Origin of the sequence: Nostoc sp. ChiVER01 (assembly GCF_034531155.1) — a bacterium.
Lineage (GTDB): Bacteria > Cyanobacteriota > Cyanobacteriia > Cyanobacteriales > Nostocaceae > Nostoc.
On record NZ_JAVRBS010000035.1, the window covers coordinates 13144 to 29393 of the forward strand.

Consider the following 16250-nt stretch of genomic DNA (forward strand, 5'->3'; position numbering starts at 1 on the left):
CCTATAAGTGTTTTAACCTCGATCTATACTTTTTTAAAGTTTATACATTATTTATATTATTTTGACAATTCGTAATTAAAGTAATTTTAACTACACCTTTTATCTATTTACAAATTTAGTAAATTGTCTGATTATAACGACACAAGACAAAACGTAATTAACAAAACTTTTTTGTAACAAGTTATAGTTTATGTAATTTGTCTGATGAATGTTCTGTCAAAAATATCATGGCTTTAGTTCCAACGATAAATAAACTGACATCAACACAAGTCCCCACACTCAATGATTGCAGTTCACAAAGCCTGCTCAATTACTTTGAGAATTCTTGGGAACTTGAAGAAACACTTATGAAAAGTTTGGTCGGGGAAGAAACTTTTTATCTTAACCCCGATCCTTTAAGAAACCGTCTAATTTTTTATCTTGGTCACTCAGCAGTTTTTTTCATCAACAAATTAATTCGCGTTGGTTTAATCAAAGCTGGAATTAATTCACAATACGAAACCCTATTTGAAATTGGAGTTGATCCCCAAACACCGACAGAACTCGACGCAGCTATGCAAGGGATTACCTGGCCTGATGTCGAAAAAGTTTGGCAATATCGAGACAAGGCACGAGAAGCAATTACAAAAGTTATTCAAAAGACTCCCCTGGATCTCCCGATTCATCAACAGCATCCTTTCTGGGCTTTGCTGATGGGAATAGAGCATAGTCGAATTCACTTTGAAACCTCTTCAATGCTAGTGCGTCAATTGCCAACTGATCGCTTAAAACGTCCCCAAGGCTGGAATTACGCACCTAGCAAGAGTAACATTCCTAACAATACAATGCGCCGGGTTCCGGGTGGTGTGGTGAAACTAGGAAAACCCAAGGATGATCTTACCTATGGTTGGGATAGCGAATATGGCGATCGCACTGTTGAAGTGAAACCGTTTTTAGCTAGTCAATATCTCATCACTAACGGCGAATATCTGAAATTTGTTCAAGCTGGTGGTTACAATAATCCAGATTACTGGAATGCTGAATCTTGGGATTGGAAGCAACTCTACAACGTCCAACATCCCAAATTCTGGATACCCTTCCAGGATGGTTATCGCTATCGAGCCACATTCGACGAAATAGACTTACCCCTAGATTGGCCTGTAGAAGTCAATTACTACGAAGCGATCGCATTTTGTCATTTTCAAGGCTCATACATGCGCTTAATGACTGAAGCCGAATGGAATCAAGCCCTACTCATCTCTGAGGATAACCAGTTATCAAGTAACTATAATCTCAACTTACAATTCATTTCCCCTAGCCCAGTGGGAATGTTCAAACCAGCTAATAGTGCTTCTGGACTTTACGATCTTAGAGGAAACGTCTGGGAATGGTTAGGGGACACATTCAACGCCCTACCAGGATTTCAACCTCATCCGCTTTACGAAGATCAAGCAGCACCGTTTTTTGATGATAAACATCAGATGATGCTTGGCGGTTCTTGGGCTACTAACGGTTCAATGGCATTACCAACCTATCGCAACTGGTTTCGTCCTTACTTTTACCAACACGCTGGTTTTAGAATTGCTCAAGATTTGCAAGGAGATTACTGAGAATGAGACCAAATCCAATCGTACCAAAACCAGGTCAAGAATCAGTTTGGGATTATCCTCGTCCGGCTCGTTTAGAAGATAGCAACAAATCAATTCGGATAATTTGTAATGGTGTTGTTTTAGCAGAAACAACTAAAGCTAAAAGAGTTTTAGAAACTAGCCATCCTCCTGTTTATTATCTTCCTTCTGAAGACATTAAACTAGAGTATCTGATTGAAACACCTAAAAAAACTTGGTGTGAATGGAAAGGCAAGTGTCAATATTATGATATCAGCATCGGTGAAAAGTATATAAATAACGCTGCTTGGCGATATATTGAACCCACACCTGATTTTGTAACGATTCAAGAATACTATGCTTTTTACCCTAGTTTAATGGATGCTTGCTATGTAAATGATGAGCTAGTGATGTCTCAACCTGGCGATTTTTATGGGGGATGGATTACTGCTGATATTGTCGGGCCATTTAAAGGTAGCCCTGGAACAATGGGGTGGTAATTTCTCAAACAGAATAAAGGTGTCAGTCGTCAGAATTAATTTGACAATTTTGCCTAATTAAGAGGTGTCAAATTTAAGCTACTTAATCCAAATTACTAGAAGATTTCATGGTGATATACTCCAAAGAAGCTACAGGGAACATAATTCCTGGCTTCTTTGTAGGAGGATTTAGTGTGTTGAATAACCTGTCCCAAAATCCTTGAATCCCATAGTTTCCCTTGAAACAACTGTGGTGAAGATCGTGAAAATCAGATGGAACAAAAAATCTTGATAAGGAACTATGACCTTCTAGGTTGTAAGCGTTGCCTATAATAGTCCAAGCACATAGTTGAGTTATATCATACCCAAATATAAAGATAGGCAAAAGGTCTGTAATAGTAACAATAATATATTCAGTCAAACTCTTATGTCCAGCAACAAAACTTGATGAGTTGGCAAACTCATGATGTTTAAGATGTATTTTCTGCAATAATTTTCTATGAAGTAGCGAATGGGAAACGTAAAAACAGAAATCAGCAGCAATTATTCTCATCAAAAACCATCCAAGGTTTAAGAGCAAGCTATGTCCTCTATTTACCTCTGGCGCTAGATAAAGGATAATTAAAGCTGCTATGAAACTTTTTATTTCCCCAGTAATGATGCTTTTGGCAGTAAAGGAAGGAAATGGTTGTTTTTTGATTTTCTTAACCCTAGCAGTCAATTTATCTCTCAAATTATCATTCTTTTTAATTAGCTTTTCGATGAAAAGACCAATGCTATAAAATGAAACAGAACCAACAAGCCAGTATAACAACACCTGAGTTATAAAGTTGAATTCTATATTGTGCAATAGCCAATAAAATATTTGCTGAACAATTGTGCAAGTAATAGCGATTTTTAGATAAAATTCAATCTCGAAACAGAAATTAAAAATTTTTTTCATCCCTGTGTCCTTGTAATAGGGCATTAACCCTCTTGTTCTATGCAACCTCACAGTTAATTAGTATAAGTTACAGCTATTTTCAGATAAATAGCTGTAAGGATAATTGTCTTTGTTTTGCTTAAGCTTTTTTCAACCAGCTAAACATAGCGCGTAAATCTTTGCCGACTTCTTCAATTTTGTGTTCAGCTTCTTTGCGACGCAAGGCGGTAAATCCTGGTTTACCAGATTGATTTTCTAGAACAAATTCTCGTGCAAATTGCCCAGATTGAATTTCGCTGAGAATCTTCTGCATTTCGGCTTTGGTTTGTTCGGTCACAATCCGCGGCCCACGAGTATAATCACCATATTCAGCAGTGTTAGAAATGCTGTCGCGCATTTTAGCTAAACCGCCTTCTACAACCAAGTCAACAATCAGCTTGACTTCATGCAGACATTCAAAATAAGCCAATTCTGGTTGATAACCAGCTTCTACCAAAGTTTCAAATCCGGCTTTAATTAAAGCACTCAAACCACCGCACAATACGGCTTGTTCGCCAAATAAATCTGTTTCGGTTTCTTCGCGGAAAGTAGTTTCGAGAACACCAGCGCGAGTCCCACCGATACCTTTAGCGTAAGACATGGCGCGATCGCGTGCCTGACCACTAGCATCTTGATAAACTGCAAACAGCGCAGGTACGCCTTCACCACCTTCATAAGTCCGCCGTACTAGATGCCCCGGCCCTTTTGGTGCTACCATCACTACATCTACGTTAGCCGGTGGTACAACTTGCCCAAAGTGAATATTAAATCCGTGAGCAAAAGCTAATACATTCCCTTCTTCGAGATTGGGTTCAATTTCATTTTTGTAAATCGTTTTTTGGACTTCATCAGGTAACAAAATCATGATGAAATCAGCAGCATTGGCAGCATCTGCAACATTTTTCACAGTTAACCCAGCTGCTTCGGCTTTTGCGACTGACTTACTACCCGGATATAGTCCCACAATCACATTCAAACCACTATCTTTGAGATTGAGAGCGTGGGCATGACCTTGAGAACCATAGCCGATGATAGCAATAGTTTTTCCAGCCAAAAGGTCTAAATTGGCATCTTCGTCATAATACATCCGGGCCATAGAAGCATCTCCTGTCAGCAAGCATCGTCATTTATTGGCAGGCTTAAGATTGTACCTCAAATTGAGTAACCACAGATGAACTGTTCCCCGGATTTATCACAATATTGCTCAAAACCTTATAAAACCTAGATGATATTCGGCGCAGCAAGAGTACGATCCTGGTTATCATATCACCTTGAAACTTAGCTGCGGTAACGATTCCAGTAGACACTATAACGTTGTTACTTTCAATTTGGGTTCAACCTCGATTGATTAATCAAGCATATAACAGTCGAACTGCGGTTTTAATTGAGTTAGTAAATTGAAGTAATCATTCATCAAGTCAGACTACCAATGCTCTCCCAAGATAAACCAAATCCAAAAGATTCACCGCAAAAATCGTGCGAAACACATCGTCAAAACCTTTTGCCTACTGCCCCATTACCGGAATCTATTAGTAAAAATATTGAGACTATCATCGCATTGCACAAACGTTCTGAAAAAGACGTACCGCAACACCAAAGAGTTGTAGAAACGGTAACTGACTTTTTTGGTCGTCCCGCATTCCTGTATAGCATCCTGCTTGGGATTATTCTGTGGGTAACACCCAATGTCTTACCACGACGTTTGGGCATACCAAGATTTGATCCTGTTCCATTTCCTTGGTTACAATTTTCACTGACTGCGGGTTCATTGTTGGTGACAGCAGGTGTGTTGGTTAAACAAGAGCGACAAGAAAAGTTAGCAGAGCAACGGACGCAGCTTATTCTTCAACTTAACCTGCTCTCTGAGCAAAAAATCGCTAAACTCATCGCTTTGGTTGAGGAATTACGCCAGGATATTCCCAATGTCAAAAATCGCTCTGATCCGGAGGCTGAAATGATGAAGTCCCCTACCGATCCGCACGCAATTATAGATGTATTAGAAGAGACTTTAGCATCCGAGTTAGCAAGTTTCTCTCAGCAAAAAACATCAATTGAAGAATAATTGGATTTTGGACAAAATTTTATGCCTGTTACATAAATCGCAACAATAGAGGCTTTGAGTTTTACTTCAGTAATACTGGGGTTAACTTCATCCATCTAGGGGTAGATTATGTACGCTTCGACTAAATTACAGCGCCCATCTGTTTTATTTGCGAGTGCGTTATTAGGAGGGTTAATCTTTACTAGTTGCGCCTCTTCAAATCAGTTAGCAAATAAGCAGTTACCTCCAATGGCAGCCGATGGTGCGGCAAATCCAGCATCTGCACCTGCTCGTGAAAGCAGTATTTCCCAAAAGATGGAAGCTGCACCAATAGCGCGTTCTCGTCCCCAACTCATCAAAAAGGCAGCAATCTCTTTGACTGTCAACTCCGTAGAGAAGACTATTGATGCTGTTTCGCAAATTATCAATAAACAACAAGGGGATTTGATCGGGTTGAACCAACAACAACCCAAAAACGATAACCCACGTTACACAGCAACAATCCAATTGCGGATACCAGAGAACCTGCTGGAACCTACCCTAGAAGAACTAGCTAAATTGGGCACTGTTGAAAGTCGTAATATCACGGCAGAAGATGTGGGCGATCGCCTCGTAGATTTCCAAGCTAGATTAACCAATTTGCAAAAAACTGAAGCCAATTTACAAAAAATTATGGATCGGGCGGGTTCTATTAGAGATGTGCTTAGTGTTGCCCAAGAACTGAGTAATGTCCGAGAAACCATAGAACAAATTAATGCCCAACTCAAAAGCCTACAAAATCAAGTTGCTTATTCCACTATTACGCTGAATTTACAAGCAGCAGTTTCTAGCACGAGTTCACAACCTGCCTTCGGTTTGCAAGTTCAGGAGACTTGGAATAAATCTACTCACTCCCTTAGTTCATTTTCCATTGGCTTACTCAAGTTGGGTATTTGGTTAGTTGTTTACAGTCCCTATTTGTTAATTTTTGCTGCCCTTGTCTATGGCTTTAACCGTTGGCGGCGAACTCATTCACCACGTTTGACACAAGCACCAGAATCAACTAGTTCTGAGTAAGTTTGCATAAATTTTACATCTTCCCTTGATAAATTTACACAAGCAAAGAGCAATTCAAATATTCCCAGCTCTTATTATCTGCGCCTCCATATTGAAAAGTTCTGTTTGTCTTGTAGTTTTGACTACTTTAATCTTTTATCAAATGTAAAGAGCAATACAAAATATGTGATGACAATTTTGATACAAATTTGTTAAGAATAGTTACAATAGTCGGCATACACGATAATATTTCTTATGGTAAATTCACTTGACAATAATCCACCTCATAAAGTAGTTATTGTTGGCGGTGGTTTTGGTGGACTTTATGCGGCAAAAACACTCGCCAAGGCAGCCGTAAACGTTACTCTGATTGATAAACGTAACTTTCATCTATTTCAACCCCTTTTATACCAAGTCGCCACAGGTGCGCTATCTCCTGCGGATATTTCCTCACCGTTGCGTTCTGTCCTTAGCAAGAGCAAGAATACGAAAGTGCTGTTGGGAGAGGTGAATAATATTGATCCAGAAGCAAAACAAGTGACTGTGGGCGACGAAGCAATAGCTTACGATACGTTAATTGTCGCCACAGGTGCGAAGCATTCCTATTTTGGTAAAGACAACTGGGAAGAATTCGCTCCTGGCTTGAAAACTGTAGAAGATGCTATAGAAATGCGTCGCCGGATCTTCTCGGCGTTTGAAGCCGCAGAAAAAGAAATCGATCCAGAAAAACGCCGTGCTTGGTTAACCTTTGTAATTGTTGGTGGTGGCCCTACTGGTGTAGAGTTAGCTGGTGCGATCGCAGAATTAGCAAATCAAACTCTCAAAGAAGATTTTCGCAACATTGACACATCAGAAGCTAAGATTTTGTTATTAGAAGGGCTGGATCGGATTCTGCCACCTTTTGCACCAGAGTTATCACAAGAAGCGGAAGCATCCCTGACGCGCTTGGGGGTGGTTGTGCAGACAAAAACACTGGTGACGAATATTGAAAATGATATTGTTACCCTCAAACAAGGCGAAGAAGTTAAAGAAATTGCCTCAAAAACAGTATTATGGGCAGCAGGTGTAAAAGCTTCAGCAATGGGCAAAGTGCTAGCAGAACGTACAGGTGCTGAGTGCGATCGCGCTGGACGGATTATCGTCGAACCTGACTTGAGTATTAAGGGACATCCCAATATTTTTGTAGTTGGCGACTTAGCAAATTTTTCTCATCAAAATGGTAAACCCCTACCTGGTGTTGCACCTGTAGCCAAGCAAGAAGGTGAATATGTAGCAACATTAGTCCAGAAGCGGCTTGCAGGTAAGAGTTTACCGGCCTTTGCTTATACCGATTATGGTAGTTTAGCGATGATTGGGCACAATTCTGCTGTGGTAGATTTGGGCTTTATGAAGCTGAAAGGTTTTGTTGCATGGTTGTTTTGGCTATTGATTCACATCTACTTCTTAATTGAATTTAACAACAAATTAGTAGTAATGATTCAGTGGGCATGGAACTATTTCACCCGTAATCGCGGAGCAAGATTAATTACAGGACAAGAATCGCTCACCGAGATTGTAATTAGCGATCGCAATTACACATCAGCCGATAATAAACAGCCAGTAAATGTCTAATTGAGCATGGGGCATGGGGCATTGGGCATTGGTTTAAGTTAATTCTTCTGCTCCCCCTGCTCCCCCTGCCTCCCCTGCCTCCCCTACTTCCTCATCTCCCCACTCTCCGCCCTCATAAATTAGCAGTAAGCTATTTTAGGGCGTTTTTCATATTTACATAATGGCAACTATCAACAACAACTACCTGAAACTGAAAGCGGGTTATCTGTTTCCAGAAATAGCTCGGCGGGTGAATGCCTTTGCAGAAGCCAACAGTAATGCTAAGATCATCCGGCTGGGCATTGGTGATGTTACCGAACCTCTGCCGGAGGCTTGCCGCACAGCTATGATTAAAGCTGTGGAAGAAATGGGCGATCGCAATACCTTCAAAGGTTACGGGCCAGAACAAGGCTATGCTTGGTTGCGCGAGAAAATAGCTACTCAAGATTTCCAAGCACGGGGAGCCGATATAGATGCTTCTGAAATCTTTATCTCCGACGGTTCCAAGTGCGACACTGGCAATATTCTGGAAATCTTTGGACATGACAACACAATTGCCGTTACTGACCCCGTTTATCCCGTATATGTAGACACTAACGTTATGGTGGGAAATACGGGAGATGCCAACGATAAAGGCGAATTTGAAGGTTTAGTTTATCTACCAATTACGGCTGATAACAACTTTACCGCCGAAATTCCCTCAAAAAAAGTCGATTTAATTTATCTCTGCTTTCCCAATAACCCCACTGGCGCAACTGCTACCAAAGAATATCTTAAAGCATGGGTAGAATATGCCAAAGCTAATAACTCGATTATTTTCTTTGATGCAGCCTACGAAGCTTACATTACCGATTCGTCGCTTCCCCACTCAATTTATGAAATTGAAGGTGCAAAAGAAGTTGCGATCGAATTTCGGTCTTTTTCCAAGAATGCAGGTTTTACAGGAACTCGTTGCGCCTTAACCGTAGTACCAAAGACACTCACAGCAAAAGCCGCCGATGGTTCCAATGTCGAACTATGGAAACTCTGGAATCGCCGCCAGTCTACCAAGTTTAATGGTGTTTCTTACATCGTCCAACGGGGAGCAGAAGCTGTTTACTCTGAAGAAGGACAGACACAAATTAAGGGATTGGTGAATTTCTATCTAGAAAACGCCAAAATTATCCGCGAGAAACTCACAGCCGCCGGATTATCAGTCTATGGTGGCGTGAATGCGCCTTACGTTTGGGTGAAAACTCCTAATGGTTTATCCAGTTGGGAATTCTTTGATAAATTACTGCAAACTGTCAACGTTGTGGGGACACCTGGTTCTGGCTTTGGTGCTGCGGGTGAAGGTTACTTCCGCATTTCGGCTTTTAACAGCCGGGAGAATGTTGAAGAGGCGATGAAACGGATTACGGAGAAGTTTAAGGTGTAGAGCGATCGCTTTTAGCCGCTTTTGTTAAACTCAATTCATTAATCTAAAGGTTACGGTGGGCTATTTTATCCACCGCAACCTGACAGATAATTATTAAAAATCAGCTTACTTGTATTCTGGTTATGACTTCTGCTATCCCCGTTTTCAAACCTGTCAGCCAGATGCAATTAGCACCTGGTAGCACAGTGACTATTCCAGATGTTAGCTGGGAAGAATTTGAAAACTACTCTTGATGCTTATGAAGCGATTGGAGTCCCAGAATTATGGGTTTACGACAGTGGAAACCTTTCTATTTATTTGTTCAGAAATGGGAAATACATAAAATCTAATACCAGTCCTAATTTTGAGGATATAACTATTACTCAGATTATCCCTGCTGCCGTAGAACGTAGTTGGCAAGTAGGAAGTTTTCAAGCTTTGGAAGAATTGGAAGCAATGATTTAGTAACTGCTACCGCAGTACTGCTGTGGATACTAATATCGTACAGTATACCCTTGACTTAACTTACCCACAATTTTGACATCTGCGATCGCCTTCACATTGTGCTAGAATCGCTTTTTTCTTCCCCATCATCAGGTAAATCAATTTTTGGCTCAACTTTTGCTCGTCCATAATTACCCAAAGTTACCCCTTCTTCTAAATATACAGCAGAGTATTTACTCAACCCAATACGTTGTGCAGAGTAAATTCCTGAATGGCCTGAAAATAAATAGCTCACGATACAGCCAATACCAATAAATAGCCCCGATTCCAGACCAAATAATTCAATTCCCATTAAGGTAGATGCCAATGGTGTATTTGCTGCACCCGCAAATACACCCACAAATCCCATTCCTGCTAAAAGTGGTGCAGGTAATGCTAAAAGTAGCGATAAAGCATTACCTAAAGTCGCACCAATAAAAAATAAAGGTGTCACTTCCCCACCTTTAAAACCTGCTCCTAAAGTTAAAGCAGTTAAACCTAATTTGGCTGCAAAATCCCAAGGAGGTAGCTGAATGAAAAAAGAATCAACAATAGTAGGTATACCAAGCCCAATGTATTTAGTCGTACCACTCAACCCAACAATTGCTGCTATCATTGCACCGCCGATAAAAGGACGCAGTGGAGGATAAGATATTTTTGCTTTAAAGAAGTGGCTAATTTGGTGAGTTAATTTAGCAAAGAATCTTGCGACAATTCCAAAAATCGTACCTGCGATAATGGCAGAAATCAATCCCCAAATTGTGAGCGTCGGTATAAAGGGAGCGTGTCGATATGCTGTATGATGTAAACCCAATAGTAAGGTTACTTGATTTCCAACGATCGCAGCAATTAAAGAAGGAAAAAGAGCGTCATAATGAATTTTACCAATCGCTAAAACTTCCAAACCAAATACAGTTCCAGCTAAGGGAGTACCGAAAACTGAAGCAAATCCTCCACTGATACCTGCTGTTAAAAGAATTCGCCGATTAGCCCCTTGAAAATGCAATATTTTAGTTAGCTGGTCTGCCAAAGAAGCACCCATTTGTAATGCTGTACCTTCACGACCGGCTGAACCACCAAATAAATGCGTAAGGTCTGTTCCTAGTAAAACTAGAGGAGCCATACGAAAGGGAATAATCTTTTTAGGGTTATGAATTTCTTCTAGTAAAAGGTTATTTCCAGCTTCTACAGTCCGACCAAATTGATGATAAATCCAACCACTCAAAAAGCCACCGAAGGGAAGCAAGGCGATAATCCAGCGATGTGATTCTCGCCAATCAGTTGCCCATTCTAATGATGCTAAAAGAGCCGCAGAAGCTGTTCCAGCAAAAATGCCAACCACAAAGGAAATGGGCAACCATTTAACTAGGTGGGGTAATGCAATAAATGGTTCAAATTTACGGAGTAAAATCCACAATACACTGGCTAGCATTCCATGACTCCTTGAGGTGCGATTTGTAGACAGATACTTTCTACAGGTGAGTCAGGTATGCATTTAGCCAAGCCCTACTCTCCCGCAGTCAGCGAAGAAAGTAGGAGCCATCAGCCTTACAGTGATGAATTTTAAGACTGAAAAGGCGGTTTCGGCGAGCTCCATCGCCATTGATTTGATTTAAATCAAGGATACCATTTTTGCTTTTCAATTTTTGTTTCTTTGAGAAACTAACAATAATGCAACTGCCAACGCAAACAAGCTCCCAGCGATAATTGTCGCCTCTGCTCCCAGTGTTTGCCATAACCTACCAGCTAGCAAACTGGTATTTGCCTGGATAAAAAATTTACTCCTACAGATAGATGTATTTTGGTATCTGTAAAGATAAAGCTTCTTCCTAAGAAAGCAAGTATCAAAAAGAATTAAATTAGTATTTATAAAACTTAAGTGGGAAAACCGTACTTATCTGATAGGTTTTCTGCACCATATATCTAAGTTTAGCTGAATACAATCAAAATGTAGCTTAATTAATGCTGTTTCAGAGAAAAAAATACAGCATTAGCAGGAGAGCGAAAATATGACAAATCAATTGAAAACGGCTGTTTTGCTAGCTGCGTTAAGTGGTCTTTTGATCGCAATTAGTTACTGGATAATTGGCGGTACTAGTGGCTTGATAATAGGGATAGGTTTAGCAGCAGTAACAAATCTGTTTTCCTGGTATCAATCAGATAAGATTGCCCTGGCAGTATATCAAGCCCAGCCTGTGAGTGAAAGGGAAGCACCAGGACTTTATCGGATGGTGCAAAGATTAAGCGATCGCGCTAACATCCCCATGCCCAGAGTTTACATTGTGCCAAGCCAAGGTGCTAACGCCTTTGCTACAGGACGCGATCCAGAACACGCTGCTGTTGCTGTCACTGAAGGCATTTTGAATATATTGCCAGAGGACGAACTTGAAGGCGTTATCGCCCACGAACTCACCCACATTATTAATCGTGACACCCTCACACAAGCTGTTGCTGCTACCGTTGCTGGTGCGATCTCATTTTTAGCGCAAATGGTTAGTTATAGCTTATGGTTTGGCAGTGGTTCACGAGATGACAACAGAGGTGCAAATCCTTTAGGTGTTTTATTAACAGTAATGCTTGCGCCATTGGCTGCAACGATTATTCAGCTAGCAATTTCGCGTACACGAGAATTTTCTGCTGATGCAGGTTCAGCTAGATTAACTGGTAATCCCCGCGCCTTAGCTAGGGCACTGCAACGTTTAGAAGCCTCGGCAAAGCAGATGCCTTTAAATGCCAATCCAGCTTATGAGCCGTTATTAATTATCAATTCTATCTCTGGACAGTTTATGGGTAACTTGTTCTCTAGTCACCCTGCTACAGAGGAGCGAGTTGCAGCATTACTGAAGCTAGAGCAACAATTGCCAACAACAGTTTATTAATTAGTCATTAGTCATTAGTCATTTATGAATTGACAATGACTTATGACTACCAGTACAGGGTGCAGTTTTCATCCGAGAGTAAGCTTTGCAATTTAAGGATGTTTAAACTATGACTTATAACAACATCGAATCCTTTGGAACGCCAGTAATTGAATCTACTGAATCCATAGTAATTGTAAAAATTAGTCCTGAAACCGACAAATTAGTAGAAACCGAAATGGCTGGCGAAAGTGATGAAGTCAAGCGCGAAACCAAAGCGCTGATTGAGGCACTAGAAAGACGCAGCCAAGCGGAGTCAGCAGGTACTCTTACGCGTGAAACTTATTTGAAAGCTGTGCGACAAGCACGAGAATTGATTGAAGGCAGGAAAGTGAAGGAGCGCGATCGCTTAGAAGACTCTTGGGCGATAATTCAAGACGAAGCCGAGAGAAACTGGCATTTAATGATGAAAGACTTAGTAGACTTCAGCTTTCGCCTGCAAAAGGCAGCTATTGCTGCTTGGGAAACCTTCAATCACCCTTACTCTCGTTAGTTCAACGAACCTCTCCCTGTCTTAAATTAAAGTTTAAGTCTGTTCTTCTCCGAGTTGGCTACGGTGTACACATAGGTTATTGAATTACCCCTCCCTAACCCTCCCCTTGTAAAGGGGAGGGAATTGGATGTTTTAGTTTCCCCCCTTTCCAAGGGGGGATTAAGGGGGGTAATTCGACTTGTGTGTACACCGTAGCACCTTGTAAAGGGAAGGGAATTATATGTTTTAGTTTTCCGTTTCTAATGTTATTTTGGCAATGCCTGCGGTGGGCTACGCCAACGCATTAGTTGCTTCAGGGTTGGCATTAGTTGCTTCAGGGTTCACATTAGTTGCTTCGGGGTTGGCATTAGTTGCTTCAGGGTTGGCATTAGTTGCTTCGGGGTTGGCATTAGTTGCTTCGGGGTTGGCATTAGTTGCTTCAGGGTTGGCATTTGCTGATTGCACTTGAGTCGGAGAGGGACAGGTTTTGCGTAGTAAAATCTTTTAGACACATTATTGTAAACAAGGCTCAAACTCTTTTTCCCCCTGCTCCCTGCTCCCTGCTCCCTGCCCCCTTCCCCCTGCCTCTTCAGTCACGGATAAGATAAAGAAGTAATGTAGCTCCTCACACAAGTAGCAATGACTTCAACCCTGCGGAAACTTTCTCGTCTTAATACCCCAACCGTGCATCAGTTGCCCAATGGTTTGACAATCATAGCGGAGCAGATGCCAGTTGAAGCTGTAAACCTCAACTTATGGATTAAAGTTGGTTCAGCCGTAGAATCTGATAGCATTAACGGCATGGCTCACTTTTTAGAGCACATGATTTTTAAGGGAACAGAACGACTGGCTAGTGGCGAGTTTGAACGTCGGATTGAAGAACGGGGTGCTGTCACCAATGCCGCAACTAGCCAAGATTATACTCATTACTATATAACCACAGCCCCCAAAGATTTTGCCGAGCTTGCTCCACTACAAATAGATGTAGTATCAAATGCGAGTATTCCTGATGATGCTTTTGAACGTGAGCGATTAGTAGTTTTAGAAGAAATTAGGCGTTCAGAGGATAATCCCCAACGGCGTACATTTCGGCGGGTGATGGAGACAGCCTTTAATGAACTACCCTATCGCCGTGCAGTATTAGGGCCAGAATCGGTGATTGCCGAACTTAAGCCCCAGCAGATGCGAGATTTTCATACTAATTGGTATCAACCCCATTCAATTACTGCTGTAGCTGTGGGCAATTTGCCTGTGGAAGAATTAATTGCAATCGTTGCTGAAGGATTTACAAAACTCAGTAAAGACGCGATTAATCGCGTCTCTACCCACTCCCGACTCCCCACTGAGCCACCATTTACAGAAATTGTCCGTCGAGAGTTTGTAGATGAAAGTCTCCAGCAAGCAAGACTAGTGATGGTTTGGCGGGTTCCAGGAATGGTTCAGTTAGATCGCACCTATGGACTAGATGTTTTAGCAGGAATTTTGGGACATGGACGGACATCAAGACTTGTGAGGGATTTACGAGAAGAACGAGGATTAGTTTCTTCAATTTCTGTGAGCAACATGAGCAATCAGCTGCAAGGGACATTTTATATTTCAGCTAAATGTGCGGTGGAAAATATAGCAGAAGTAGAAGATGCGATCGCTCAACATATTCGCACAATCCAAACCGAATTAATCACAGAATCAGAAATTGCCCGTGTGCGGCGGCGAGTAGCGAACAGATTTATTTTTAGCAATGAAACACCAAGCGATCGCACAGGGTTGTATGGTTATTATCATTCCTTAGTGGGAGATTTAGAACCCGCCTTTAACTACCCAGATCATATTCAGAGCCAAGATGCAACTGACTTAATGCAAGCAGCCAAAGAGTATCTTTCTCCAGATGCTTATGGTGTAGTTGTCGTCAAGCCGTAAAGTGAAGAAGGCAGGAGGCAGAAGGCAGAAGGCAGGAGGTTGGAAAGAGGAGAAGAATTTTCCCCCTGCTCCCTGCTCCCTGTCCCTTTCTCCCCACTCCCCACTCCCAAATTTAATTATGTGGACTCAAATTGACAGCCATATTAGCCAGGTGACTGGCGAAAAATTTCAGAGTCAGCAACGGCGATCGGTTGGTGGCGGATGCATCAACCAAGGTTATGCTATTTCCAATGGTGAGATAACCTACTTCCTTAAGATTAACCAAGCATCTCAAGCTGCAATGTTTGAGGCTGAGGCATTAGGTTTAAAGGAAATGCTAGCCACAGCTAGTATTCGCGTCCCAAATCCTATTTGTTGGGGTGTAGCTGATAATTCTAGTTACATCGTGCTGGAATGGTTAGAACTTGGTAACGGTGACAGCAATTCGTGGGAAGAAATGGGGCGCAAGTTGGCGGCGATGCATAAAGCTAGCAGTAGCCAAGGTTTTGGTTGGAAAATTAACAATACTATTGGTTCGACACCCCAAATCAATACTTGGACAGCAGACTGGACAGAATTTTATATTAAACATCGCCTGGGTTATCAATTTCAGTTGGCAAGGCGAAAGGGAGGAAATTTCCCCTCTTCAGAAAAATTACTAACAGCTATCCCTGAACTATTGGCGGCGCATCAGGTACAACCTTCCTTAGTACATGGCGATTTATGGGGCGGAAATGCCGGGTGTACTAACTCAGGAGAACCAGTAATTTTTGATCCTGCAACTTATTTTGGCGATCGCGAAGTTGATATTGCCATGACAGAATTATTTGGTGGATTCCCCGCAGCATTTTACCAAGGTTACAACAAAGTCTTTCCCCTAGATCCAGGCTACGAGCAAAGAAAAACGCTCTATAACCTGTATCACATTTTGAATCACTTCAATTTATTTGGCGGCAGTTATGCTTCCCAAGCCAACCGAATGATTGACCAAATTTTGCGCTAACTACAACTTTGCGTACCTCTGCGTTTAAATTTCCCCCCTTAATTCCTCACCATTTGACTCACCATCACCCCTAAAGTCACCATTCCCAAAATCGTCATTAATCCCGCAGGCATAAACTTACGTGTTTTAGCCAGCCGAACTGCAAAGACGACTACCAAAACACCAGTAACTATCACTGCTAAAATCGACCCCCAGCTTTGCCCTTGGAGTTGAAAGTAAGCCGCAAGTACTAATAATAAACCGCTAATGCTACCACTTACAAGTGAAACCTTACTTCTAGCCTGAATATAGCCAATAATACCACCAGCGATCGCTAATATGCCGTAGGCAAAAGCAGCAATTATACTTAAATTCATTGTTAAAACCTATGTAGACTTTGACTTTACTGCC

At 41.5% G+C, this 16250-nt stretch carries 16 protein-coding genes and 1 riboswitch; of the genes, 11 read left to right on the forward strand and 5 right to left on the reverse strand.

The annotated features are described in order from the left end of the window. Positions 1–227: 227 nt before the first annotated feature. Positions 228–1589 carry a 5-histidylcysteine sulfoxide synthase gene (ovoA, locus tag RMY00_RS30965; protein ID WP_322651191.1) on the forward strand — a complete coding sequence of 454 codons (1362 nt, stop codon included), beginning with the start codon at positions 228–230 and terminating at the stop codon, positions 1587–1589. A 2-nt stretch (positions 1590–1591) separates the two neighbouring features. Further along, complete coding sequence (locus RMY00_RS30970; protein WP_322651192.1) at positions 1592–2086, forward strand: DUF427 domain-containing protein; 495 nt, start codon at positions 1592–1594, stop codon at positions 2084–2086. 82 nt (positions 2087–2168) lie between these two features. Here RMY00_RS30970 and RMY00_RS30975 read toward each other — a convergent pair whose 3' ends face one another. Continuing rightward, the gene (locus RMY00_RS30975) at positions 2169–3008 is read right to left on the reverse strand and encodes a sterol desaturase family protein (RefSeq protein WP_322651193.1); all 840 of its coding nucleotides are present in this window, start codon (positions 3006–3008) and stop codon (positions 2169–2171) included. A gap of 118 nt (positions 3009–3126) precedes the next feature. Beyond that, entirely contained in the window at positions 3127–4122 is a 996-nt protein-coding gene (ilvC, locus tag RMY00_RS30980; protein ID WP_322651194.1) for a ketol-acid reductoisomerase, read from the reverse strand. A gap of 333 nt (positions 4123–4455) precedes the next feature. Between ilvC and RMY00_RS30985 the strand changes: the two genes are divergently transcribed. From RMY00_RS30985 to RMY00_RS31005, 5 genes are all read left to right on the forward strand, one after another. Next, the gene (locus RMY00_RS30985) at positions 4456–5088 is read left to right on the forward strand and encodes a DUF1003 domain-containing protein (protein WP_322651195.1); all 633 of its coding nucleotides are present in this window, start codon (positions 4456–4458) and stop codon (positions 5086–5088) included. 108 nt (positions 5089–5196) lie between these two features. Continuing rightward, on the forward strand, positions 5197–6123 hold the full coding sequence (locus RMY00_RS30990) for a DUF4349 domain-containing protein (RefSeq protein ID WP_322651196.1): 927 nt from the start codon (positions 5197–5199) through the stop codon (positions 6121–6123). A 234-nt stretch (positions 6124–6357) separates the two neighbouring features. After that, positions 6358–7713 (forward strand): NAD(P)/FAD-dependent oxidoreductase, encoded by a 1356-nt coding sequence (locus RMY00_RS30995; RefSeq protein ID WP_322651197.1) that lies wholly within the window; start codon positions 6358–6360, stop codon positions 7711–7713. Between the two features lie 160 nt (positions 7714–7873). Next, entirely contained in the window at positions 7874–9109 is a 1236-nt protein-coding gene (locus RMY00_RS31000; RefSeq protein ID WP_322651198.1) for an LL-diaminopimelate aminotransferase, read from the forward strand. A gap of 216 nt (positions 9110–9325) precedes the next feature. Further along, positions 9326–9553, forward strand: coding sequence for a hypothetical protein (locus RMY00_RS31005; RefSeq protein ID WP_322651199.1), 228 nt, complete (start codon positions 9326–9328; stop codon positions 9551–9553). 91 nt (positions 9554–9644) lie between these two features. Here the strand turns inward: RMY00_RS31005 and RMY00_RS31010 are convergent, their stop codons facing one another. Then, positions 9645–11003, reverse strand: coding sequence for a voltage-gated chloride channel family protein (locus RMY00_RS31010; protein WP_322651200.1), 1359 nt, complete (start codon positions 11001–11003; stop codon positions 9645–9647). A gap of 94 nt (positions 11004–11097) precedes the next feature. Continuing rightward, positions 11098–11181, reverse strand: a riboswitch (Fluoride riboswitch). Positions 11182–11580: 399 nt separating this feature from the next. Between RMY00_RS31010 and RMY00_RS31015 the strand changes: the two genes are divergently transcribed. Beyond that, the gene (locus RMY00_RS31015) at positions 11581–12450 is read left to right on the forward strand and encodes a zinc metalloprotease HtpX (RefSeq protein WP_322651201.1); all 870 of its coding nucleotides are present in this window, start codon (positions 11581–11583) and stop codon (positions 12448–12450) included. 109 nt (positions 12451–12559) lie between these two features. Continuing rightward, entirely contained in the window at positions 12560–12982 is a 423-nt protein-coding gene (locus tag RMY00_RS31020; protein WP_322651202.1) for a hypothetical protein, read from the forward strand. A 270-nt stretch (positions 12983–13252) separates the two neighbouring features. Here the strand turns inward: RMY00_RS31020 and RMY00_RS31025 are convergent, their stop codons facing one another. Continuing rightward, on the reverse strand, positions 13253–13426 hold the full coding sequence (locus RMY00_RS31025) for a hypothetical protein (protein WP_322651203.1): 174 nt from the start codon (positions 13424–13426) through the stop codon (positions 13253–13255). A 174-nt stretch (positions 13427–13600) separates the two neighbouring features. Between RMY00_RS31025 and RMY00_RS31030 the strand changes: the two genes are divergently transcribed. Both RMY00_RS31030 and RMY00_RS31035 read left to right on the forward strand, forming a co-directional pair. Then, a complete protein-coding gene (locus tag RMY00_RS31030) occupies positions 13601–14878 on the forward strand; it encodes a pitrilysin family protein (protein WP_322651204.1) in 1278 nt (425 codons plus the stop codon). A 118-nt stretch (positions 14879–14996) separates the two neighbouring features. Further along, the gene (locus RMY00_RS31035; RefSeq protein WP_322651205.1) at positions 14997–15860 is read left to right on the forward strand and encodes a fructosamine kinase family protein; all 864 of its coding nucleotides are present in this window, start codon (positions 14997–14999) and stop codon (positions 15858–15860) included. Between the two features lie 38 nt (positions 15861–15898). On the opposite strand, the gene RMY00_RS31040 is transcribed toward RMY00_RS31035, so the two are convergent. Beyond that, a complete protein-coding gene (locus RMY00_RS31040) occupies positions 15899–16216 on the reverse strand; it encodes a TMEM14 family protein (RefSeq protein WP_322651206.1) in 318 nt (105 codons plus the stop codon). Positions 16217–16250: the final 34 nt, after the last annotated feature.